General features: G+C 64.6%; 21 protein-coding genes and 1 other RNA gene. 8 read left to right on the top strand and 14 right to left on the bottom strand.

Translation table 11 applies throughout. The annotated features are described in order from the left end of the window. Positions 1–3: 3 nt before the first annotated feature. The 3 genes from N4S67_RS22060 to N4S67_RS22050 all read right to left on the bottom strand — a co-directional run bounded on the left by N4S67_RS22060 (position 4) and on the right by N4S67_RS22050 (position 3,260). The gene (locus tag N4S67_RS22060) at positions 4–858 is read right to left on the bottom strand and encodes an SDR family NAD(P)-dependent oxidoreductase (RefSeq protein WP_260995141.1); all 855 of its coding nucleotides are present in this window, start codon (positions 856–858) and stop codon (positions 4–6) included. After that, positions 845–2,389 (bottom strand): flavin-containing monooxygenase, encoded by a 1,545-nt coding sequence (locus tag N4S67_RS22055; RefSeq protein WP_260995140.1) that lies wholly within the window; start codon positions 2,387–2,389, stop codon positions 845–847. Before N4S67_RS22055 ends, N4S67_RS22060 begins: the two co-directional genes overlap by 14 nt. A gap of 136 nt (positions 2,390–2,525) precedes the next feature. After that, positions 2,526–3,260, bottom strand: a complete 735-nt coding sequence (locus tag N4S67_RS22050) for a TetR/AcrR family transcriptional regulator (RefSeq protein WP_260995297.1) — start codon at positions 3,258–3,260, stop codon at positions 2,526–2,528. A gap of 115 nt (positions 3,261–3,375) precedes the next feature. Between N4S67_RS22050 and N4S67_RS22045 the strand changes: the two genes are divergently transcribed. From N4S67_RS22045 to N4S67_RS22020, 6 genes are all read left to right on the top strand, one after another. After that, positions 3,376–3,819 carry a hypothetical protein gene (locus N4S67_RS22045; protein WP_260995139.1) on the top strand — a complete coding sequence of 148 codons (444 nt, stop codon included), beginning with the start codon at positions 3,376–3,378 and terminating at the stop codon, positions 3,817–3,819. A 61-nt stretch (positions 3,820–3,880) separates the two neighbouring features. After that, the gene (locus N4S67_RS22040) at positions 3,881–4,054 is read left to right on the top strand and encodes a CsbD family protein (RefSeq protein WP_260995138.1); all 174 of its coding nucleotides are present in this window, start codon (positions 3,881–3,883) and stop codon (positions 4,052–4,054) included. Between the two features lie 37 nt (positions 4,055–4,091). Further along, the gene (locus N4S67_RS22035) at positions 4,092–4,247 is read left to right on the top strand and encodes a DUF6131 family protein (protein ID WP_260995137.1); all 156 of its coding nucleotides are present in this window, start codon (positions 4,092–4,094) and stop codon (positions 4,245–4,247) included. 71 nt (positions 4,248–4,318) lie between these two features. Next, complete coding sequence (locus N4S67_RS22030) at positions 4,319–4,771, top strand: hypothetical protein (RefSeq protein ID WP_260995136.1); 453 nt, start codon at positions 4,319–4,321, stop codon at positions 4,769–4,771. Positions 4,772–4,831: 60 nt separating this feature from the next. Next, positions 4,832–5,647: a DUF1206 domain-containing protein gene (locus tag N4S67_RS22025; protein ID WP_260995135.1), complete on the top strand. Its 816-nt coding sequence runs from the start codon at positions 4,832–4,834 to the stop codon at positions 5,645–5,647. A gap of 43 nt (positions 5,648–5,690) precedes the next feature. Next, positions 5,691–5,831: a hypothetical protein gene (locus N4S67_RS22020; protein ID WP_260995134.1), complete on the top strand. Its 141-nt coding sequence runs from the start codon at positions 5,691–5,693 to the stop codon at positions 5,829–5,831. 28 nt (positions 5,832–5,859) lie between these two features. On the opposite strand, the gene N4S67_RS22015 is transcribed toward N4S67_RS22020, so the two are convergent. From N4S67_RS22015 to N4S67_RS21990, 6 genes are all read right to left on the bottom strand, one after another. Beyond that, entirely contained in the window at positions 5,860–6,342 is a 483-nt protein-coding gene (locus tag N4S67_RS22015) for a DUF309 domain-containing protein (RefSeq protein ID WP_260995133.1), read from the bottom strand. A 52-nt stretch (positions 6,343–6,394) separates the two neighbouring features. Next, positions 6,395–7,831, bottom strand: coding sequence for a WS/DGAT/MGAT family O-acyltransferase (locus N4S67_RS22010; protein WP_260995132.1), 1,437 nt, complete (start codon positions 7,829–7,831; stop codon positions 6,395–6,397). Positions 7,832–7,931: 100 nt separating this feature from the next. Beyond that, positions 7,932–9,638: an alpha-glucosidase gene (locus N4S67_RS22005; protein WP_260995131.1), complete on the bottom strand. Its 1,707-nt coding sequence runs from the start codon at positions 9,636–9,638 to the stop codon at positions 7,932–7,934. Next, positions 9,635–10,555: a glycosyltransferase family 4 protein gene (locus tag N4S67_RS22000; protein ID WP_260995130.1), complete on the bottom strand. Its 921-nt coding sequence runs from the start codon at positions 10,553–10,555 to the stop codon at positions 9,635–9,637. The genes N4S67_RS22005 and N4S67_RS22000 overlap by 4 nt, the downstream gene beginning before the upstream one ends. A gap of 222 nt (positions 10,556–10,777) precedes the next feature. Continuing rightward, on the bottom strand, positions 10,778–11,752 hold the full coding sequence (locus N4S67_RS21995; protein ID WP_260995129.1) for a YihY/virulence factor BrkB family protein: 975 nt from the start codon (positions 11,750–11,752) through the stop codon (positions 10,778–10,780). Continuing rightward, positions 11,736–12,149 (bottom strand): hypothetical protein, encoded by a 414-nt coding sequence (locus N4S67_RS21990; RefSeq protein WP_260995128.1) that lies wholly within the window; start codon positions 12,147–12,149, stop codon positions 11,736–11,738. The genes N4S67_RS21995 and N4S67_RS21990 overlap by 17 nt, the downstream gene beginning before the upstream one ends. On the opposite strand from N4S67_RS21990, the gene N4S67_RS21985 reads away from it, so the two are divergent. After that, positions 12,136–12,540: a hypothetical protein gene (locus tag N4S67_RS21985; protein ID WP_260995127.1), complete on the top strand. Its 405-nt coding sequence runs from the start codon at positions 12,136–12,138 to the stop codon at positions 12,538–12,540. The two genes, N4S67_RS21990 and N4S67_RS21985, sit on opposite strands and share 14 nt — an antisense overlap. Positions 12,541–12,595: 55 nt before the next feature. On the opposite strand, the gene ssrA is transcribed toward N4S67_RS21985, so the two are convergent. After that, positions 12,596–12,964, bottom strand: a transfer-messenger RNA (tmRNA) gene (ssrA, locus tag N4S67_RS21980). 595 nt (positions 12,965–13,559) lie between these two features. On the opposite strand from ssrA, the gene N4S67_RS21975 reads away from it, so the two are divergent. Beyond that, positions 13,560–14,933 (top strand): hypothetical protein, encoded by a 1,374-nt coding sequence (locus N4S67_RS21975; protein ID WP_260995126.1) that lies wholly within the window; start codon positions 13,560–13,562, stop codon positions 14,931–14,933. Positions 14,934–15,005: 72 nt separating this feature from the next. Here the strand turns inward: N4S67_RS21975 and N4S67_RS21970 are convergent, their stop codons facing one another. From N4S67_RS21970 to N4S67_RS21955, 4 genes are all read right to left on the bottom strand, one after another. Then, the gene (locus N4S67_RS21970; RefSeq protein WP_260995125.1) at positions 15,006–15,857 is read right to left on the bottom strand and encodes a maleylpyruvate isomerase family mycothiol-dependent enzyme; all 852 of its coding nucleotides are present in this window, start codon (positions 15,855–15,857) and stop codon (positions 15,006–15,008) included. A gap of 62 nt (positions 15,858–15,919) precedes the next feature. Then, positions 15,920–18,115, bottom strand: a complete 2,196-nt coding sequence (locus N4S67_RS21965; RefSeq protein WP_260995124.1) for a putative bifunctional diguanylate cyclase/phosphodiesterase — start codon at positions 18,113–18,115, stop codon at positions 15,920–15,922. A gap of 238 nt (positions 18,116–18,353) precedes the next feature. Then, positions 18,354–20,669 (bottom strand): putative bifunctional diguanylate cyclase/phosphodiesterase, encoded by a 2,316-nt coding sequence (locus N4S67_RS21960; protein ID WP_260995123.1) that lies wholly within the window; start codon positions 20,667–20,669, stop codon positions 18,354–18,356. A gap of 119 nt (positions 20,670–20,788) precedes the next feature. Then, positions 20,789–21,634, bottom strand: a complete 846-nt coding sequence (locus N4S67_RS21955) for an EamA family transporter (protein ID WP_260995296.1) — start codon at positions 21,632–21,634, stop codon at positions 20,789–20,791. Positions 21,635–21,640: the final 6 nt, after the last annotated feature.

The following is a 21,640-nucleotide window of genomic DNA, read 5'->3' as shown; positions in this document are numbered from 1 at the left end:
AACTTATGACCCGCCGAATGTCCGTTTCTCCCACCACGTGACGAATCGTGAGTGGGAACGCGGAAGCAACCGCACCAACAGGTCGACGCCTTTCGCGTCCTTGCCCACCAGGATTCGACTGCGATTGGCCTCTACTCCGGCCACGATGATGCGCGCGGCCTGCATCGGGGACATCTTGAGCAACTTCTTGTTGTAGGCCTCCGCGCGCTGTCTCTGATGATCGGTGATCTCGCGTCCGGCCCGCTCCGCTTCGTCCAATGCCGATGAGGCGATGTTGGTGGCAATGCCACCAGGGTGCACGAGTGTCACCCGTACTGGCTTTTTCAACGAAAGCATCTCCGCACGAAGGGATTCAGTGAAACCTCGAACCGCGAACTTGGTGGTGCAGTAACCGGTCATCGAGGCCTGCCCCATCAGGCCGTTGAGGCTGGAGATGTTGATGACATGGCCGTCACCGGACTCGATGAGATACGGCAGGAATTCCTTTGTGCCGTTGATGACACCCCACAGATTGATGGCGATGATGCGTTCGTAGGTCTCGTAGTCGCAATCGACCACAGGCACCGCGCCGCCCGCGACACCGGCGTTGTTGTAGATCTGGTGGACCACCCCGTAGTGCCCAGCAACCGACGATGCGTAGGTATTGACCGCCGACTGGTCGCTCACGTCGAGAACTTCGACGTGCGCCTTCTCGCGGGCGACGGTGTTCACTCGCTCGGCCGTGCCGAACAGGCCCTCCTCGTTGACATCTGAGATCGCCACGCGCGCACCCCGGCCGGCCAGAGCGATCGCCAGGGCACGGCCGATTCCGGAACCGGCACCGGTGATCACCGCGACCTTGCCGTCAATTGAACCCACGTACTGTTCCTTTCGCACGCGCGGTGCTCGCGTCTATGTCGAGCGACGTCTCGTAGGAGTCGAGATCGAAGCGCCTGGTTTGGCGGCGGAAGCGGAAGGTGAAATCGGGCCACAGCGTGGTGTTGTTGCCATGGGCGTCCAGGTACCAGCTGGCGCAGCCGCCGGTCATCCACACCGACCCGGCCAGCTTGCGTTGCAGTTCGTCGTTGTAGGCGTCTTGGACGTCCTGTCGGACGTCGATGCGCGTGATCCCACGGCTTTTCATCGTGTTGACGGCGTCGACAATGTAGTTCAGCTGGGACTCGATCATGTACACCATCGACGTGTGGCCGAGTCCGGTGTTGGGCCCCACGAGGACGAAGAGGTTCGGGTAGCCGGCGACCGTTGTTCCCTTGTAGGCGCGCATCCCCTTGTCGGCGAAGGTCTGGCTCAGGCTTCGTCCGTCGCTGCCGCAGATCCTGTCGAACATTGGCGAGTCGGTGACATGGAACCCGGTGGCCACGATGATCGCGTCGACTTCGCGGGCGGTGCCGTCCTTGGTGACGATGGCGGAGCCGTCGACTTCGCGGATGCCCTCGGTGATCAGGTCGACGTGCTCACGATCCAGTGCGGGGTACCAGTCGTTGGCGATGAGCATTCGCTTGCATCCGATGCGGAAGTTCGGTGTCACCTTGCGGCGCAGCTCGGGGTCTTTGATCTCGGTGCGGATCTTGGCACGCGAGATCAGCTCGAATGCCTTCATCAGCCGCGGATTCTTCGCGAGCCCGACAACCTGCGTCTCGCGTGCGGCATAGATGCCGGCGCGGGCCAACCGCAGTACGCCTGGAATATTGCGAAACGCCCACCGTTCGACCCGGGTGAAGGGTCGGTCGAAGCGCGGAAGAAGCCACGGCGCCGTGCGCTGGTACACGTCGATATGAGAGACGGTGTCGGCGATCGCCGGTACCAACTGAATCGCCGACGCTCCGGTACCGATGACGGCGACGCGTTTGCCCGTCAAGTCCGCGTCGTGGTCCCACTGCGCCGAATGAAACAGCGCACCGTCGAAGTCGTCTATGCCCGGTATGTCCGGCAACGAGGGTTCGGCCAGCGCCCCGAATGCCCCGATGAGCACGTCGGCGGTCATCGTTCCGTGGCTGGTGGACAGTTCCCAGTGCCGGCGCTCCTCTCGCCACACGGCTCTGGTGACCGCACACCCGAACACGTGCCGATCAAGGACACCCGCACGTCGGCCGACTCTACGGATGTACTCCTCTATCTCGGGCTGGGTGGAAAACGACCGCGTCCAGTTCGGGTTGAGCGCGAAAGAGTACGAATACAGATGCGATGGCACGTCGCAGGCCGCACCGGGGTAGGTGTTGTCGCGCCAAGTCCCGCCGACGTCGTCGCCGCGCTCCAACACGACGAAGTCACGGTGGCCGGCCTCCTCCAGATTCACGGCAGCGCCTAGACCCGAGAACCCGCTACCGACGATCGCGATGTGGGTGTGACTAGGCAGTTGCTGCGACTTCACCGGCGAATCGTCAGCCACGTGGCCTCCCCCCGTTGGGCGCGCATCTCCAGCGCACCGTCGTACTCGACACTCGATCCGGTCACCTACGAACCCGTAGGTTACTTACTAGTAGCCACGGAGGGAAGCTAGCAATCCTTTGCGGGTCCGTGGCGTCTCAGGGGGTGCGGGGCGATCCGTCGGGCCGGGTAAGGGCGGCGGCCAGGCCGTTGAGCAGGAGGTCGAGTCCACGGTCGAGTTCAGCGGCGCCGTCATACGAGGCCAAAGCGGGCGCAAGGGCTCGCAGCCGAGGGAAGTCGGTGATCGAAAGCCGGTGCAGCCCGAGTTGCAGGACGTGGTCGGTCTCTTCGGGCCGTTCGATGATCTCCTGCAGTTCGTCGAGCACGTGACCGTGCAGGTACGCGAACAGCACGCGGTAGATGTGGAGCGCGTCATCGCCGGTGAACCCTGCGGAGATGAGCAGGGTGAGAACGTCTTCAAGCGGGCGCAGCGTGCCTGGTGGCCGCTGCCCGAGCGGAGTGGCCAACGGCCGAGTGACCAGAAGCGGCACCACGTTCGGGTGTTCGAGAGCCAGTGCGCGAAAGCGATGGGCGACGGCCCGTAATTGGCCCGCCCAGTCACGGTCGGCGGTGTCCACCGAGAGCTGGCTCATGACGATTTCCGCAACGCCGTCGAGCACCGCGGATTTGTTTGCGACGTGGCGGTAGAGCACCGTCGTGTCACGTTCCACGGCGTCGCTGAGTCGGCGCATGGATAGGGCATTCACACCGTCGCGGTCGATGATCCTCAGGGCGGTGTGCAGGATGACCGACCTGGTGATCTGGCCGTTGTCGCGACCGGCGGCCGTGAGCGGTTCAGCATCAGCGGCCAAGGGAGTTCTCGGTTCCATCATCGGAGTCATGTTTCCTCCTACGACACTGTAGACCAATGGTGTGTGTCAACGCTGTTGACAAGCTACCCGGTGAGGCGTCTACTGGAGTCCTAGCACCGGAAATAGAGGCGTCACCATGATCGTCATCGTTGGAGCGATCGTTTTACTTGCCGCCGTCGTCGTCGGACTGGTCGGAATTCTCGGCAACGCCGGTTCCGCTCATTCGTTGACGGAGAACTTCGCGGTGTTCGGCTACCACGTCACTGGATCGACGGGCACGCTCTTTCTGTTCGGCATCGTCGTCGGCGCGGTGGCCATGCTGGGCATGAGCGCGCTGTTGGCCGGTGCTCGTCGCGCTGCGAGCCGCGGCCAAGACGCGCGTCGCGAACTCGCACAGTCCCGGCGCGAAACGGCGTTCCTTAACCGGGACCTCGCCATCCTGCACGAACACCAGAGCGCTTCAACAACGCGCGCTGAGCCGCGCGGAGTCCCAGCGGCGGGCGATCGCGATCGAGATTTCCGTCCATGGTCACGAATTCGGCGCCCAGTTGCCAGCGCTAGACGCGGCGCATCCCGCTAGCACCATCCGTCGAGCCCTGTCCCCATTGGCTTTTCCACCACTACAAATCGAAGGAAGCACCATGAGCATTGGCAAGAAGCTCGCCAACAAGACCGAAACGGTCAGGGGCGCCGCCAAGAAGTACTTGGGCCGCGCCACCGGCAACACCCGGCTGCGCACCGAGGGGCGCCTCGAGCAGGCCAAGGGCAATACCAAGCAGGCGGGGGCCAAGGCCAAAGACATCTTCAAGCGCTGATCGCAAATCGCCGCTCTACCAAAGGAAAAGTAACACCATGATCGTTCTCGGAATCATCCTCCTCATCGCCGGCTTTCTCCTCAACATCTCGATCTTGTGGACCATCGGCATCATCGTTCTCATCGTCGGCGTCGTCTTGACCGTGATGGGATCGATGGGACGCGCCGTCGGCGGCCGTAAAACCTATTACTGATCCCCAGTTCAAACCCGCACGCCTACAACTGATCCGAACTTCTCACCGCTCGACCAATTCTAGGAGTCATTATGACTACCAGCACCATCATTCTAATCGTGGCCGTCGTGGTCATCGCCCTGCTGATCGTGGCCGCAATCGCGTGGTTTGCGCGAAACAAGCGCACCCAGCAGCATCGCGTTGAGGCAGGCGACATCCGCAACAAAGCGGCCGAGCAGTCCCACAAGGTGGGGCAGCGCGAGGCTCTCGCCGAGGAGACCGCAGCCAAAGCCCGTGCCGCCCAGGCCGAAGCTGACGCCAAAGCCGCGCACGCGACCGGCCTGCAGCACCAAGCGCAGATGCGTCACAGTGATGCTGCCACCGCGCGCGACGAGGTGAACCAGGAATACGACCGCGCCAACAAGATTGACCCGGACACACAATACGACGACACGACACAGACAGGACCTGACAATCGCGAATCGACTCGTGACGAATCGACCAGAGGCCAGCAGGGCCCCCCGGCCATGCCCCGCGCCAGGTAGTCCGCCCTCGACGGCATAGGCGGCCGGGTGCTGACTCATCCGGCCGGTTAGGAGCGATCGATGTTCGACCAGGCCTCGTCCTCCACCGCGACCGAGATCGTCCAGAACAGCACCTTCGAACGCTTCGCCCGAACCGGCTACGTCGTGAGCGGTCTGTTGCACCTCACCATCGGCTATTTGGCCATTCGGATCGCCCTGGGCACCAGCGTCGGCGACGCTGATCAATCCGGTGCGCTCTCGGCGGTGGCGGCTCAACCAGGTGGCATCGCCGCCCTCTGGGTCGCCGCCCTGGCGTTCTTGGTGATGGCGCTGTGGCGGTTGGTCGAGACGGCGGTGGGCCGCTCGACGGCCCGGAAATCGCAGCGCACAGCATCAGAAGTCCTGGACCGAGCAAAAGCCTTCGCACTCGCGGTCGTCTACTTCGCGCTCGCGTACTCCACATTCGGATTCGCCCGCGGTGCAGGTAAATCCACCGGCGAGCAGAACTCCGACATCAGCGCACGACTGATGCAGACAGGGCTGGGCACTGTCGCGCTGATAGCCGCGGGAGTGGTCATCGTCGCGGTAGGCGGGTACCACATCTACAAGGGAGCCTGGCGAAAGTTTCTCGACGACCTCAAGGGCACGTCGAGCGATCTGGTGCGGCGACTGGGTACGGTGGGCTACGTCGCCAAGGGCTTGGCCATCGCAGGCGCCGGAGTACTCATCGTTGTCGCCGTCAGTCGCACAGACCCGAACCAGGCAACCGGTATCGACGGTGCTCTGAAAACACTTGGGGCGCAACCCTTTGGGGCAGCGATGTTAATCGCGGCCGGCTTGGGCATCATCACCTATGGCCTGTACAGCTTCGCCATGGCCCGCTACACCAAGATGTAGGCCGAGCTACGCGTACACGATCAACCAGAAGCAGGAAGCAAGTATGAATAGTCGTCTCGACAGTTTGTGGTACGCGATACAGCATCCACTGGGGCCGTCACGCGAACTGGGTTCCTACGCCAACCATCAGGACAGCGTGGAGGAACTCATCCGCGACATGAAGACACGAGTGCAGCCCGAGTAGTGTCGGCCCGAGAGTGCCGCCGCACAGGTTACTCAGATCGATGAACCAGGCGGGGTCGTAGGCGTTCCGGCGTGATCACGGTGTCCGCGGACATGTCGTCGATCAGCGCGTGCGCATAGTCGGCCAAACCTGCGGCGTCGATACCGTACCGCCGCCCCGTGTCATCGTGGGCGAGGACGGCCGCTGCGCGGCTGAGGACGGACACCGCTCCCCTGCCGTTGTCGCGCTGGACATGGGTGATGCCGACCGCAAGTTGGGCAAGCGCTTGCCACAGTGACCTTTCGTCATCCGGGGCGTTCTTCCACGCGGCCTCGAGCACTTCGTGCGCGTTGAAGGCCAAGCCCCGGTCCAGCAGATCCTGGGCGAAGGCCAGCGTTTCGGCCGGCGGCAACTCGAGGTCGTCCGGGATGCGCGCAACGCCCTCGCTGCCCGGCGGAAGCGGTCGACCGAGCTCGTCGCGGGGGCGACGGCTCTGGGGCCTGCCATGTTCGTCGCGATCGCGCTCAGTCACCCGCTCATCATGGCATCGGCGACGATTCGGCTGGCGAGTGGGAGCACGCTGATCACCCTGCGGCGCTGAGCATCTCCTTGAAGGCGCTCTGCATACAATCGGCGTAGTGACCGGGGTCGGGCAGCGCACTACGATCCGCTGTCACCCCGATCGAGACTGTTCCGTTGTAACTCGCCACGATGTGGAAAAGGTTCATCCCGCCGATCAGCGGACCCAGGCCGGTGACCCGCACGAGGCGGGCGCCAGCGAAGAAAATCGGCTCGGTCGGGCCTGGCACGTTGCTCACCGTGGTATTGGCGATCGCGGGCCCCGAAAAAGGGACTGCGCTAGCGGCTTTCACCGTCAAACCCAGCAGTGTGGTAGGCACGGTGCCGACCAGCTCCATCAGCCGGGAGCTGCTCGAGGTATCGGAAGTGTCGCGGAACGCCGAGGTCTCCGCAACGATGGCAGCCAGCCGTTCGAGCGGATCGCAGATCGTGGTTCCCAGTGCCTGCACTCTGCCGAAGAGTCGGTTGCCGCCGCTGCCGCTCTCGCTGTCGGACCGTATCGACATCGGGCACGCGGCGATGAGCGTCTCGTCGGGCAGCTCGCCGTGCCCGTCCAGATAGTGGCGCAGCGCACCCCCGACGTAGGCAAGTGCCACGTCGTTGATGGTCGCGTCCGGTACACAGGCTTTGATCCGTTTGAAGTCATCGAGGTCGTGGAAGCGGGCATCGAACACCCGGTGCGGCGTGGCCGCGCCGTTGAAACGCGTGTTCGGCGCGAACAGCGAGCCCGCCCCCGGGGCCAGTGCGGCCGCGACTCCGCCGGCAATTTTTCCTGGCAGCGCCGCGACGTGGCGCAACGCCCCAAATGCGCTCGGAATCACGACTTTACCCGCGCGCAGCGGGTGCAGTGCGCCGTTGAGCGCGGTGCGCACTACGAGGTCCGCTGTCGACGGCAGCGCCCCGGGTTCCCATGGCTTGTCCGGTGGGGCGGGGCGTGCGCTGTCGGGCGCGAGATCATGCATGGCCGCCATCAACTCGACGCTTTCCATCCCGTCGACGACACAGTGGTGCAGCTTGAGCGAGATCGCGAACGACCCCTTCGGCACACCGGGGATGGAGTTCAATCCCTCGATCACCGTCATCTCCCACGGCGGCCGACGAAGGTCGAGTTGGCGTCCGTGGATGCGGGCGATCTGTATGCACAGCTGACGCCAGTCCCCCGGCTGAGGCAAGGCGATGTGCCGGACGTGGTACTCGAGGTCGAAGTTCGGATCATCGACCCAGTACGGCATGTGCAGGCCGCCGGGCAACTCGGTCAGCCGCCGACGGAATGTCGGTGCAAGATGCAGTCGCGCGTCGATCTCGCCCAGAATGCGTTTGAAGGTGACTCTGCCACCGGGCACCGTTGACTGGTCGTAGATCAACAGCATCTGGATCTGCATTGGCGTCTCTGGTTTTTCGGCGCGCAACATCATGTCGTCCGTCCAGCTCAGCTGTTCCATATCCCACCCCTTTTCCGTTCACCCCAGTCGACACGCAACGCGTGCCGTCCGCAGCGAATCGGCGAAGTTTCTTCCCCTCCTCAGAGGGAGGCAAGGGGCGTCATCGGACCGGGCGCATGTAGATGCGCGCGTCCCAGCCGGCGAGGTCAAGCGATGCCGAGGTCAACGTCGCGGGGGCATCGGCCAGGCCGAGCAGCATCTCGGCATCGATCCATTCCCTGCCGATGTCGACAGTGCGGGGGTCCCGTCCGCAGTTCGCGATGATGAGGAGTTCGGCGGTCGACGTGCTTCTGGTGTACGCCCAGATCTGCGGGTCGTCCTCCATCAGCGGCGTGAAATCGCCGTCCACCAGGACCGGCAGGTCGTGGCGGAGACGGATGAGTGCCTGGTAGTGCGCGAAAACCGAGCCCGCCGAGTCGATCTGGGCTGCGGCGTTCAGCCAGGTGTGGTTGGGGTTGACGGCCAGCCACGGCTCGCCGGTGCTGAACCCGGCATTCGGTCCGGCGTCCCACTGCATGGGTGTACGGGCATTGTCGCGGCTGATCTTGGCCAAACCGGCCAGCGCCGCGGCTTCATCTCCGCCGGTTTCGAGCACGCTCCTGTGGAAGTTCACCGCTTCGAGGTCCCGGTGGTCCTGAGGGGTTCGGAAGGGGAAGTTGGTCATTCCCAGTTCTTCGCCCTGATAGACGAACGGGGTGCCACGCATGCCGTGCAGAATGGTCGCGAGCGCTTTGGCCGAGGCCGCCCAGTAATCCGGGTCGTCGTCGCCGAACCGGGACACGACGCGAGGCTGGTCGTGGTTGTTCCAGTACAAGCTGTTCCATCCGGTGTCCGCCAACTCCACCTGCCACCGATGCAGCGCCTTCTTCAGGGCCACCAGGTCGAGACCGCGGTAGTCGAATTTCCCCGCCGGGCCATGGTCGACGGAGACGTGCTCGAACTGGAAGACCATGTTCAGCTCTCCCCGCGTTGGATCGGTGTAGAGCCGGGCTTGTTGCGGTGTGACGCCCGGCATTTCGCCGACGGTGATGAACTCGCCGTCGCGGCCACCGAAAACCGCGCGTGTCATCTCGGCGAGGTACTCGTGCACGTGCGGTCCGTCGGCGAAGTTCTCGAAGGCGACGACGAATCGTTGCTCGGGGGCTGCCGGGGCGTCGGGCAGCCCATCGGCCTTGGAGATGAAGTTGATGACGTCCATCCGGAAGCCGTCGACGCCGCGGTCGAGCCACCAGATCATGGTGTCCTGAACGGCCTTTCGCACCTGGGGGTTCTGCCAGTTCAGGTCGGGTTGTTTCCGGTCGAACAGGTGAAGGTAGTACTGGCCGGTGGTCTGATCCCATTCCCACGCCGAACCGGAGAACAACGAGCCCCAGTTGTTCGGTTCGGCGCCGTCACGTGCGTCGCGCCAGATGTACCAATCCCGCGTTGCGCTGTCTCGCGAGGACCGCGACTCAACGAACCACGGGTGCTCATCGGAGGTGTGGTTGACCACCAAGTCCATCACCAACTTCATGCCGAGTTCGTGCACCCTGGCGAGCAACGCATCAAACTCGGGGAGGGTGCCGAACAACGGATCGATGTCGCGGTAATCGCTGATGTCATAGCCGTTGTCGACCTGTGGCGAACGATAGACCGGCGACAACCAGATGACGTCGATCCCTAGTGTCCGTAGATAGTCGAGGCGTCCGATGACGCCACGCAGATCGCCGACCCCGTCCCCGTTCGAGTCCGCAAAGCTGCGCGGATAGATCTGGTAGACGACGGCCGACTGCCACCAAGCAGTATCGCGTCCGCCACCCACCGTCACGCCCCACGACCGATGACGTCGCGGTAGACCGCGACATACTTGTCGGTCATGGCGGAAACCGTGAAGCGTTGGGCGGCCAGGCCGGCGATGGCGCCGCGGTCGAGGTTGCCCGCGGCAGCGACCGCGGCCACCGCCGAGTCGATGTCGTCGACGAGCAAGCCGGTGGTGCCGTGCGAAATCAACTCGCCCATGGAGCCTCTCGCGTTGGCGATCACCGGCGTGCCACAGGCCATCGCCTCGACGACGCTGTAGCCGAACGGCTCGTCGAAGTCGATCAGGTGGAGCAAGGCGTGCGCACTTCCCAGCACGTCCGCGCGGTTCTTGGCATCGACGGGGCCGAGGTAGCGCACCCGCTCGCCGTCGATGTGTGGGCCGACCTCGTCGCGGAAGTACTGCTCGTCCTGGATGATCCCCGCGATGTCGAGCCTTCGGCCACATCGGCGGGCGACCTCGATCGCGTGGGCGGTGCCCTTGTCGGGGTGGATTCGACCGAAGAACAGCAGGTGCTCGCCCGGGCTGGGATGGATCGTGAACCCGTCGATGTCGATGCCGTGGTGAATCGTCGCGGCGTAGTGCAGGTTCGGGTGTCGGTCGGCGTCGCTGATCGACACGTAGGCGGTGCCGGCGTCGTAGCGCTCGTACACGGGAACGATCCGATTCGACGAGAACCCGTGGATCGTGGTGACCACGGGTGTGGCGACGAGATTGCTGTATGTCAGTGGCAGGAAGTCGAACCCGTTGTGGATGATGTCGAACTCGCCGGCGCGCTCGAACACCGAAGCGATGTGCAGGCATTCTGCGACCTTGGCGTCGATCGTGGGATCCTCCGACCAACCAGCGGGCGCGGTCGCATGCAGCCTTGCCGTCGTGATCGAGTCTGCCGTGGCGAACAGCGTGACATGATGGCCTGCCGCCACCAGACCTTCGGTGAGCAGTGAGGCGAACTGCTCCCACGGCCCGTAGTTGCGCGGCGGTGTTCGCCACGCGATCGGCGCCAGTACGGCAACTCGGATCGGGCCGTCAGCGTTGTCTTGAATGGGAATGTTCCCAGGCTACCCGGGCTGAACAGCTACGGGTGCTACCCCGTCAGGCATATCCCGCAGCATGCTGCCGTTTCAGCTCGTCGTTCCTCCGAGACGTCACGCCTGCGTATCTTTGGACTCAGGCTCTTCGAAGGTGACATCGATACGCTGAAAACCCTTAGCGCGTTGGGCTTTGGCCTGACCGATATAAGTCTTGCGGTCACCACGGGTCAAGTCGACGTTGTCGGTAAAGGGAGTCAGCAAGGCACGGGGGTAGAGGCGATCGGTCGCAACCACATTGGCTTGGGCGCATAGCAGCAATGTGGTCGCGATCAAGTACAGGAAAGCCAACAAGCCGAGCACTAAAGCGAACACGCTGTTGGTAACACTCGAAGACTTGACCACCTGCGCTATGTAGATCGCGCCGAACCACTGCAGCAGTTGCCAAACGATAGCCGCGGCCAGGGCCCCGGGCGCAACCTCACGGTAGGTCACATCCCTGGCGGTGGCGGCCCGGAAAACAACCAGACACACGCCTGCATTGATCAGCACCGACAACACCACAATGGTCGCTTTGCCGACTATCCCGAACGACTCCGAAGCGCGGCTGACTGCGGCTAGGACGGTGGTGGCTATCAGCGCCAAGGCGAGGACCAGGAGCAGGAGCAAGCTGCGGATCCGCGCCCGGACGGGATCGCGCCTGTCGTTGCGCGGCACCGCCCACAACGTGTCCATGGCGTTCTGCACTGCCTGGCCCGCGCCAAGACCTCCATACAGCGCCCCCGCAATGCCGACGAGGACGCCGACCGTTCCCCCACTCAGACCTTCGGGCTGGCCGAGTTGCTCACCGATAACGGGAAACTGCGCGAACGCAGACTGCAAAATTTGTTCCTGCAACTCCGGGCGTCCGACCAGCACTACTCCCAAAACGGTTGTGAGCAGCAGCAACGCAGGAAACAGCGAGACGAATGAGTAATAGGTGATCAGCGCAGCCAGGTAACTAGCCTGATCATCGACATACTTGTAAACGACCGCGATGAGAAAGCCGGCGACGCGACTCCGCCGTTGTACCCGATCAAGCCAACCCACCATGATGGACTCCACCGCCAAGTGCGGTGAGGCCCGCACGCTGCAGCGATACCCAAGCGATCGAGGCGCAAATCAACGCGGGCACGGGCATCGCAATCTCACCGCCGACCGTGCATTCTCCACACGCGTCGCGCGTGAGCCGAACAGTCTGGCCTCGGCTCACAGATGAGGTGAGGCCGACAATGCCTGCGGCGCGAAACAACGCGAGGGCACCCGCGGATACGTGCGGTAGTTGCGATTCAAATTCCGCGAAAATGGGATCATTAGCAACACTGGCAGGGTTCAATTGCACCGCACGACCAGGAAATTCTTCTGCTGCGTCAAAACTCAGCAATCGCACAAGATGATTCGCGGCCCGGGAGGCCGCCACGGACGAAAGAAACACCATGAACACCACCATGATGATGAGGCGCCTCTTCGCTGGGGCGTTGATCTCGGGCGCCGTCGCGGCGGCCGGCTTGGGGCTGGGCGCAGGTTCTGCCGCCGGCCACCCTCCCACCGGAACGTGGTGCCCAGGACAGCCCTTACCGCTTGGGGACGCGGTATTCGGCTGGGACATGAACGTCTGCCACGATTACTGGTTCGTCAACCCCGGTGAAGGCAACGTCCCGATAACCGCCAGCGGCAGGCAGATCGGCAGCTATATCTGGATCGGTTCGGTACCCCCATGGCTGCCACCCCTTGGGCCGCCGCCTCCGCCGCCCCCACCACCTGCACCGGGTTCCTATTGCGCAACCAACCCGATTGGATGCCACTTCTTCGGCCCGTATGGACCGGGTAGCCACGGCTAGGGGGAGTCGCCGTAGAAAGGCCCAGGTCGAGATCTTGTCCCGACCTGGGCCTTAATCGTGGAGCTGCCGGGAATCGAACCCGGGTCCTACGGCATTCCCTCAAGGCTTCTCCGTGCGCAGTCCGCTATGTCTCTACTCGGATCTCCTGATCACGCGAACAAGTCAGGATGACGATCCCAGTCGCTGTTTGATGTCCCCATGGGTTCCGCGACCGAACCCGTGGGTTTGTCCCTCTAGCTGATGCCAGGGTCCGGGCCGAGGGCGCTCCCGGTCTGACAGACACACCGTCGCTTAGGCAGCGAGGGCGTAGTCGCGCTGATTGGAATCGGCGCTTAATTGGTTGCAACGACGCTTACGGTGGTCTCTTGCCTGCACCGGCACGCTTCCCTTGATTCGATGCGCGAAGTCGAAACCGTTCAGCCCCTCGCACCCCTGCCGACCATCGACAGGACACTCAATCGTACGCCAGACCCAACCGTCGCGGCCAAGACATTCTTCCCGCGTCTAACGATGCAATAACTCCAGCACTCATTCGCCACGCCGTGATCGGACAAGTCACTCGCCGTCACTAGCAAAGCTATTGCGCCGTAGCACGTAACGCTACCGAGTGGGCTGCAGTGGGTCGCCCCTCCTCTGCAAGGTTGGCGGCGCATCGCCACACAGACCACAGCCACCTCTACTGTTTTCGACGGCAACGTCATTTCCTGCGGAAACTGAGGTCAGCGATCGAAACCTACCTATTGCCTGTTTAGGGCTTCTAAACCATACAAATAGTATGTTACGGTCCACGCCATGGTCCAGCGGCAACGTCGTTCCCGGCGGCTAGCAACGGCGGCACCCACCGCGTCGCGTGACGCGACTCGGCTCGCGTGTCGCGACAGTCGTCCGACCGACGGCCCCATTGCAACGTTCCCCGTTGCTAGCGCAGCGCCCCTTGAGTTCGCCCCGAAGAGCACCTCCAACAGCGCTCGCCGAGTTGTGGCGTCCCGCTTTGGATTCACCGTGGAATGGAGAGAAAAGTGAAATGGAGTAACCGCCCGCTGCGGCTACGCCGGGTTGCACGGCCGATCGTGCTGGCACTCGGAGCGTCCCTTGCGGTCATGGCCGCCGGCCCCGCGGCGCCGGCCGCCGCGTCAGCCGCCGGCTACGAGCACAAGGAACCGCACCGCGTTTCGGTCCCTTTGTACTATCCGTGGGGGTATCACGATCTGCCGGGCGATGGTCACTCGATGGGCAGAATCGGATGGCAGGCTCACGCGATTTCCGGCCCGCGAGGCGTCTTCGCCGCGTTCGAGGCCATCAACAACCAAAGCAACAAGATCGGCCCGGTCGTCGCCGACTTCGACATCCTGAAGGGCGTTTACCCCCGCATCACCACAGGCGGAAAAAAGCCGCACGGACCCAAGCCGGGCCACGGCAGCGGCGGCCCCCAGATTGGGCTGGACTTCGTCGATATCGGTAGATGGCGTGTCGGCGTGCCCGAGTTCGCGGAATCAACCGGCAAGCTCGGCTTCGAGAGCAAGAACAGCTTCGGCGCGGACGGCATCAAGACCAGCATCGTCGGATTCAACAATCAGGGCCTCGCCCTCGGGCCGACCCGAAACAACATCGACATCGTCAAGGGCGCCTACCTCACCATCACACCCGGCGGAAAGAAGGATCCGTGTGACCCCAAGCCGATAGGGCCGGCGGCCTCGCTGAAGCTCATCGACATCGGCAAGTGGCGAACCGGAATCCCCGGACTCCTGGAGTGGAGCGGCGAACTGGGTTGGGGAGCCAATGTCAATGTCGACAAGACCGGCTTCAACGGCGGTCTCTGGGGGGTCAACAAACAATCGATCACCATCGGCCCCGCCAGCTTCGGCTTCAATTTCACTCCAGGCTTCCACGTCGATCTCGGTGGGCCGCAGACGAAACCGGGGAAGCCCCACACACCACATCACCCCGGCGACAAGCCCGACAAGCCCAGCCACCTCGGCGATATGCCGGACAACCCTGGTTACGGGGGCGACAACCCCGACAAGCTCGCTGACCCACTCGCCAACGCAGGCCACACGCCCGGCCAGGGCGACAACGACAAACCGGGTCACGACGGCGACAAGCCAGGGCAAAGCGGCGAGAGGCCCGGCAAGGGCGATGACGACGACCTCGGCCGGGACAACGACAAGCCGGGTCAGGGCGGGTCCAAGTCAGGCGACAAGCCCGGCGACACCCTCGCGAACGGCAACACAGCCGACAAACCTCAGAACGGCGGCAGCAAGTCAGACGACAAGCCCGGCGCTGAAGGCGACAAGCCGGGCAACGGCGGCGACAACTCCGACCAGGGTGGCGGCGGAAGCAATGACAGCAACGGCGGCAACGGCAACAGCAGCAGTGACAACAGCGACGACTGATCGCTGACTCGAGGCCAACGGCACGACCGCCCGTCTGCCGTTGGCCTCGACCCTGCCAAACGGAAGACGTTGCTAGATCACGTAATTGAGGTGCTCAACAATACGCCTGCCGACCGCTTCGTCTCCGCCGTATGAGACAGCGTCGGCGTGCTGGGCCAGTGGCACGCGCCCCCCGGCGAGCCGGCTGAACAGCAGCGCGTCAAGGCGAATGGTCGTCGTCGGATCGGCGTCGCCGAAGTCGTCGACCACCCGTCCCCTGCCCTCGACCGCCACGTTGATCGTCCGGCCGAGCGGCCCGGCCAACTCGATCGACACTCGCGCACCGTCCGGCGCGCCACCGAGCTTGCCGACGACGAAGCCCATGCTGGCGGCCATTTCGTCGAGTGCGAGCTCTGAGGCGGGTCCGACGAGCTCACTGGTGCCTGCCGGTCGGCCGACGGCATCGCGGATGTCGTGCTCGTGCATCCAGCAGTCGAAGACCCGGACTCGCATGAAGCGCCCGTAGCTGTCGGGACCCGCCGGCGTCGCGGTGACCTCGTTCCATGCGCTGTTGGACATGTCGGACAACGCTTTTCGCCGATCCGCTGTCGTGGCGCGGAATCTCTCGAGCAGCTCCGCCGGCGGGACGCTTCGCATCCGGCGCACCCAGCGCTCGTTGAGCACGCCGATGTCGTTGCGGACGTGTTCCAATGTCGACACGTCGAGATCCGCCTCGGGCGTGTCGACGCCTTGCAGCATCGACTCCGTTCCCCATATGTGTGCGACGACGTCGTGCACGCTCCAGCCGGGCAGCGACGTCTGCGCCTGCCATTGCTCATCGCCGAAACCGCTGACGAGCGTGTCGAGATTCCTCCACACCTCGAACAGACCGGCCAGCACGGCGGGCTTGTCGAGGGTGGTCACCGGGCGCGGGGGGCTGCTCACCCCCTCGACGCTAGACGCCGAGCGCCGGCCCGATCACCGAACGTGCGCGAAACCCCGGTGATTCACGGCGTGTCGACGGGCAGACCCGCACACTCGCCGACAGCGGACTCGTCGAGAGCGCTGATCGGGGCGGGCGCGCCGAAGAGGTGGCCCTGAGCCAGCCGGCAGCCCGCCTCGGCGACGGTCTGCGCCTGTTGAGGCGACTCGATGCCCTCGGCGACAGCCTCGAGGCCGAGTGCGTGGCAGAGTCCGATCACCGACCGGTACAACGTCATGTCCTCGTTCGGTTCGACACCGACCGCCAGCCCGCGGTCGAGCTTGACGACTCGCACGGGCAGCGAATGCAGATAGGTCAGCGAGTTGTAGCCCGCGCCGAAATCGTCGAGCGCGACTCGCACACCGAGCGCGTCGAGTCGGGCGATCTCGGCAGCGGCTTCGGCGATATCCACGATCGGCACCGTCTCGGTGATCTCGAGCACCAACCGCGTCGGCGGTATGCCGCACCGCGCCAGCGTCCGCCGCAGTTCCTGCTCGAAGTCGAGATTGCCCAGGCGCGCCGCACCGATGTTCACATGCAGGTCGACGTCCACGCCCGCCGCCTTGAGTTCACCGCACGCCAGACTCAGCACCATGGCGTCAAGGTCGGCGCCAAGGCCGGCGGCTTCGGCTGCGGCGACGAAGGTTTCGGGCGGAATCTGTGTGCCATTTGGCGCCGTCCACCGGGCCAGTGCCTCGACGGCGACCACCGTCGCCTCCGGCAGTCGCACGATCGGTTGATAGGCGAGGCTGAAGCCATCAGGCACCGTGCCCTTCGCCCGACGCAATGCCACCGCGAAATCGGTCGATGCGCCCGAAGCGGGTCGATACACCACGGCGGTGTCCTTGCCGAGGCGCTTGCCCGCGTACATCGAGATGTCGGCTTGGCGCATCAGATCATCCGAGGACGGCATCGGCTCGTCGACACCCGTACGCACCAATCCCATGCTTGCCCGGACGCGCACCGAGGAACCGTGCACCGCGAACGGATCGCGCAGTGCCACCCGCAGTCGGTCGGCGACGACCTCCGGCGCCTCGATGTCGTCGTCGATCAGGATCGCGAACTCGTCCCCGCCGATGCGCGCGACGGTGCCGGGCTCGCGCACACAACGCTGCAGCCGCTCGCCGACGGCGCGCAGTAATTCGTCGCCCGCGGCGTGACCGAACCGATCGTTGACGTCTTTGAAGTCGTCGAGATCGACGAAGATCAGCACGAACCGCCCGTCCCGCATCGCCGAGTCGAGCCGTCGACCGAACATCAACCGGTTGGGCAGTCCGGTCAATGAATCGTGATGTACCTGGTGAGCGAGCAGACGTTGGGCGTCGACCAGTCGCTGCATCAGCAGGTGCTGCGCATGCATCGCGATGACCTGGCGGGCTGCGACAAGCAACACCAGGGCCACTGTCGACCACACCATCACGGCGGTCGGGGGCTGTCCCTGCAGCACATGGAAGGCGAACAATGCGGCGATGCCGATGAACCCGGAGTACGGCAGGACGAGTTGCGTCCAGTTCATGGCTTCGCGACTGCGTCGCGACCCGGGCTGTGGGGACCACTCGAGTACCGAGTAAGCGATCAGTAGCGGCCCGAGGACGAACCCGATGCCCGCCCACACCGCGCCGGATGTCTCGTCGACCGAGTGCAGATAGGCGACCATCCGGTCCGAGCCCGCGATCACGACGACGCCGCCGGCCAGCAGGAGGTAGTTCGTGCGATGCGGCCGGTCCGGCTGATAGCGCATGGTGATCAACGTGGCGCTGACGACCACGACTGCTTCGAGCAACGCGTAGGCAAGCGCCACGGGCGCACTGCCGGAACGCGGCACCGCGGCGCCGGCAACTGCGCCGTCGAGGCCCATGAACACCAGCAGCGAGAAGGAGGTCCCCGCCACCACGCCGTCCAGCACGTAGGTGAGCACCGAATGCTTGATTGGACCATCAGGCGGGACGGTCAATGCGCCGCTCGACCCCGCCAACACCAGCAGCGCGACGAACACGAACGTCGGCGGCAGGAAGTACGCCGTCACCGATGGCGCAGGAGCGAGGCTCACGCTGCTCGCGTCGCCAAGTACTCGCCAACATATCTCGGCGACAAGCCAACTCAGCATCCCCGCGAAGACGAACAGCCGCCAGATGCGCGACGCCCCCTGCGCTCGCAACGCGAAGACGGCGCTGCAGACCAGTCCCGCGAGACCGACACCGATTTGAAGCACGGCATCCATGGCCTGCGATGCCTGCTCACCCCAGAGACTGAGCGCATTCAGACACGTCAGCGCGACAACGGCGGCGAAGAGCCCGAGGCGCAGCTGTTGGCGCTTAACGACACCGCCTCCAATCGTGACCCTCTGACGGCGTCTCCGGCGCCCGCTGCTACCCAATATGCGGCAACGGAATCAACCTAGCAAACTCTCATGTGTCGAACCAACGCGATCATCGTCGCAACCAGCAACTTTCGGGGCACTAACCGATGCGCTCGGCCTGCCCGACCGGAACCCCCACTGCGCTGATGGCGAGTTCTGCGATGGGCGCCGGAGTGCCGTACAGATGCCCCTGAGCAAGACCGCACCCTGCGGCAGCGATCGTCTGCGCCTGAGCAGACGTCTCGATGCCCTCGGCGATCACGTCCAGATCGAGGGCGTCGCACAATCCGATGACGGACCGATAGAGCGTGACATCGCGATGACGTTCGGCACCCACGGCCAGACTCCGGTCGAGTTTGACGATCTGCACGGGTAGGGCGTGCAGGTACATCAGTGAGTTGTAACCCGTGCCGAAGTCATCCAACGCCACTTTGACGCCGAACTCGTTCAACCGTTCGATCTGCGCTGCAGCGCCGGCCAGATCGACGATGGGCACCGTCTCGGTGATCTCCAGAACCAGCTGCGTCGGCGGTATCCCGTGTCGCGTGAGCGTGCGCAGAACCTGCTGCTCGAAACCAGCGTTGCCGAGCCGGGCTCCCCCGATGTTCACATAGAGAACAAGGTCGATGCCGGCCCGCTTCACTTCCTCACATGCCAGGTCGAGCACCATGGCGTCGAGCGTGGCCCCCAACCCGGCTGCTTCGGCCGCGGCGACGAACGTCTCGGGCGGAAGCTCGATGCCGTTGGGGGCATTCCACCTCGCGAGCGCCTCGACACCCTGCGGCGCCCCATCCGGCACGCGCACGACAGGCTGATAGACGAGTTGAAAGCCGGCAGGCACGCCGCCATCGGCCTTGCGCAGCACGGTCGGGAAGTCCGCTGTCAGGTCGGAAGTCGGCTGATAGACGACCGCGGTGTCCTTGCCCAGTCGTTTGCCCGCGTACATCGACAGATCGGCCTGCCGCATCAGGTCGTCGGGCGACGGTGACGGTTCGTCGACGGCGGGCCGGACGACACCCATGCTGGCCCGGATGCGTACCGAGGACCCGTGCACCGCGAACGGTTCTCGCAGCGCCACGCGAAGACGGTCCGCGACGACCTCTGGTTCCTCTTGTTCCCCGTCGACGAGGATGGCGAACTCGTCGCCGCCGATACGCGCGACGGTGTCGGGTTCGGCGACACACCGCAGGAGCCGCTCGCCGACCGCGCGGAGCAGTTCGTCACCGGCGGCGTGCCCGAACCGATCGTTGACGTCTTTGAAGTCGTCGAGGTCGACGAAGATCAGCACGAAGCGGTTGCCGCGCATCACCTCGTCGAGCCGCTGCGCGAAGAGCAATCGGTTGGGAAGTCCGGTCAGCGAGTCGTGGTGAACCTGGTGCGCCAGCCGACGCTGGGTGTCGTAGAGCCGATACGTCAATCTCCGCTGCGCCCGCATGGCGACCACCTGCCGAACTGCCACGAGCAGAACCATCAGCCCCGTTGCCCCGACGGCAATCGGATCCAGACGCTGGTCGCTGAGCACGTGGAAGGCGAACAGGACTGCCACCCCGAGGAATCCGGCGTAGGGCAGCGCCAGCTGCACGAGTTCCAACGCGTTGTCGCTTCGGCGTATGGCGGTGCCGGAATGCCGAAAATCGAGTAGACCGTACCCGACCAAAACCGGGGCCAGGACGAAGCCGATGCCGCCCCACAATTCGCCGCCCTCGCCGACCGTGTTGCCGAGATAGACGACGAGTCGGTCCGCCGTGGCGGCCAGCACGCCTCCCGTGGCCAACAGAAGATAGTTGAGACGGTAGGGCCGACTCGGAAGGTAGGTCATCGCGACCGCCACCGCGACGATGACGACCAGGACTTCGAGCAGCCAATAGGCGAATGACGCCGTAGGAGTGCCCATGCGGTCCGGCGCAGTGCCACGTACGGCGCCCGATCCGGCAAGGGCAACCAGGATCGAGAAAGACAGCGCCGCCACCAGAGCGTCGAGCACGGTGGTCACCGGCGAGTTCCGGATGGCGCGGTCCGGCCGACCGCGAAGGCCCCCGCCTGCGCGAACCAGGAGAAGTGTCGTCACCAGGCCGCACAACAGCGCGACGAAGTACGCGACAACCCCGGGGGTGGGAAGCACGCCGGTTTTCCTCCCGGCATCCGACCACATCCAGAAGTACTGGCCGAGCATCCAACCGGCGATTGACGCGACCGCGGTCAGCCGCCACCACCTCGACAGGCCACTGGTTCGCCACGCCATGATCAGCGCGCAGAGGATCGCGCCGCTTCCAGCGGTCAGTTGCATCAGCCCGTACACCAGGCGGGAAACGTCCTGACCCCACAGTGCCAAGGCATTCACCACCGCCACGACGAGGACCACGGCAAAGACGGCGGCAAAGAGAACTAGGCGCGGCTTGTCGCCCTTGACTAGCACCCCGTCTCCTTACGCTGGTCGGCGGACGGCGTCCTGAATTGCCACGACGCGCAACGCTCGCAGCTCACACAGTACCTAGAACATGCCCGATTCAGATGAATCTAGCAAACTTGGGCCGACTATCCGGCGGTGATCATGGCCACGGCCGCCACCGCGAGGACCATCCCGGTGACCTGCCAACGGGTCACCCGCTCACGCAGTACCACGATCGCCAGCAACACTGTCGCTGCCGGGTACAGCGACATCAGCACCCCGGCGAGCGATAGCAGGGCCGCCTGCAGCGCAAACAACATCGCGATGTTGGCGCCGGTATCGAGCAGCGCAGCGAGCACGGCGAGCTTCAGCGGGGCGCCTGACGGCGGGCGCAACGCGCCGCTGACGGCGGCGATCACGACCACCAGAACCGTCGCCGATGCTCGGGCGAAGACCAGCGGCCACAGATTGGCCTCCGCAGGCGCCTGATCGATCAGCACGAAGTTCAGGCCGAACGCGACCCCCGATCCGACCGTCAACCAGGCCACCGTCTTGGTGAATGTGTGCGTTGTGCCGTCGTTGTCGGGAGCTTCCCGGCTGACCAGCACCACCGCGGTCAACGCCACGACGACCCCGCACCCGGCGATCAGGCCGGGCTGCTCCCCCAACGCCAGACCCACGCCCACCGGCAGCGCCGCCACCAGCACCGCCGTCAGCGGCGACACGACCGAGATCGGTCCCGCGCCGAGTGCCGCGTAGAACCACCACACCCCGAGGGCCTGAGACACTCCGCACAGCGCGCCCCAGAGCACGGCACCCTGCGATACCTCACCGCCGACCGCGAGTGCCAATGCGGTCAGCAGCACCAACGCGATCGGGTAGGACACCAGCACGACCCGCAGCGCGGCGACCCGTCGTGACGCGATGCCGCCGACGAAGTCACTGACGCCGTAGCCCAGCGCCGATGCCAGCGCGTAGGCCGGGCCCTCCAGCGGGCC

It is taken from the genome of Mycobacterium deserti, assembly GCF_025345615.1.
GTDB lineage: Bacteria > Actinomycetota > Actinomycetes > Mycobacteriales > Mycobacteriaceae > Mycobacterium > Mycobacterium deserti.
The sequence above is the reverse complement of the archived record's forward strand: the minus strand, read 5'-3'. Positions and strand labels throughout refer to the sequence as shown.

Bases quoted from the DNA above. Each gene is read 5' to 3' on its own strand.
- N4S67_RS22050 (WP_260995297.1), bottom strand. From the start codon at position 3,260: ATGATGGAACCGAGAACTCCCTTGGCCGCTGATGCTGAACCGCTCACG.
- N4S67_RS22045 (WP_260995139.1), top strand. From the start codon at position 3,376: ATGATCGTCATCGTTGGAGCGATCGTTTTACTTGCCGCCGTCGTCGTC.
- N4S67_RS22040 (WP_260995138.1), top strand. From the start codon at position 3,881: ATGAGCATTGGCAAGAAGCTCGCCAACAAGACCGAAACGGTCAGGGGC.
- N4S67_RS22035 (WP_260995137.1), top strand. From the start codon at position 4,092: ATGATCGTTCTCGGAATCATCCTCCTCATCGCCGGCTTTCTCCTCAAC.
- N4S67_RS22030 (WP_260995136.1), top strand. From the start codon at position 4,319: ATGACTACCAGCACCATCATTCTAATCGTGGCCGTCGTGGTCATCGCC.
- N4S67_RS22025 (WP_260995135.1), top strand. From the start codon at position 4,832: ATGTTCGACCAGGCCTCGTCCTCCACCGCGACCGAGATCGTCCAGAAC.
- N4S67_RS22020 (WP_260995134.1), top strand. From the start codon at position 5,691: ATGAATAGTCGTCTCGACAGTTTGTGGTACGCGATACAGCATCCACTG.
- N4S67_RS22010 (WP_260995132.1), bottom strand. From the start codon at position 7,831: ATGGAACAGCTGAGCTGGACGGACGACATGATGTTGCGCGCCGAAAAA.
- N4S67_RS21995 (WP_260995129.1), bottom strand. From the start codon at position 11,752: ATGGTGGGTTGGCTTGATCGGGTACAACGGCGGAGTCGCGTCGCCGGC.
- N4S67_RS21985 (WP_260995127.1), top strand. From the start codon at position 12,136: ATGAACACCACCATGATGATGAGGCGCCTCTTCGCTGGGGCGTTGATC.
- N4S67_RS21990 (WP_260995128.1), bottom strand. From the start codon at position 12,149: ATGGTGGTGTTCATGGTGTTTCTTTCGTCCGTGGCGGCCTCCCGGGCC.
- N4S67_RS21965 (WP_260995124.1), bottom strand. From the start codon at position 18,115: ATGGATGCCGTGCTTCAAATCGGTGTCGGTCTCGCGGGACTGGTCTGC.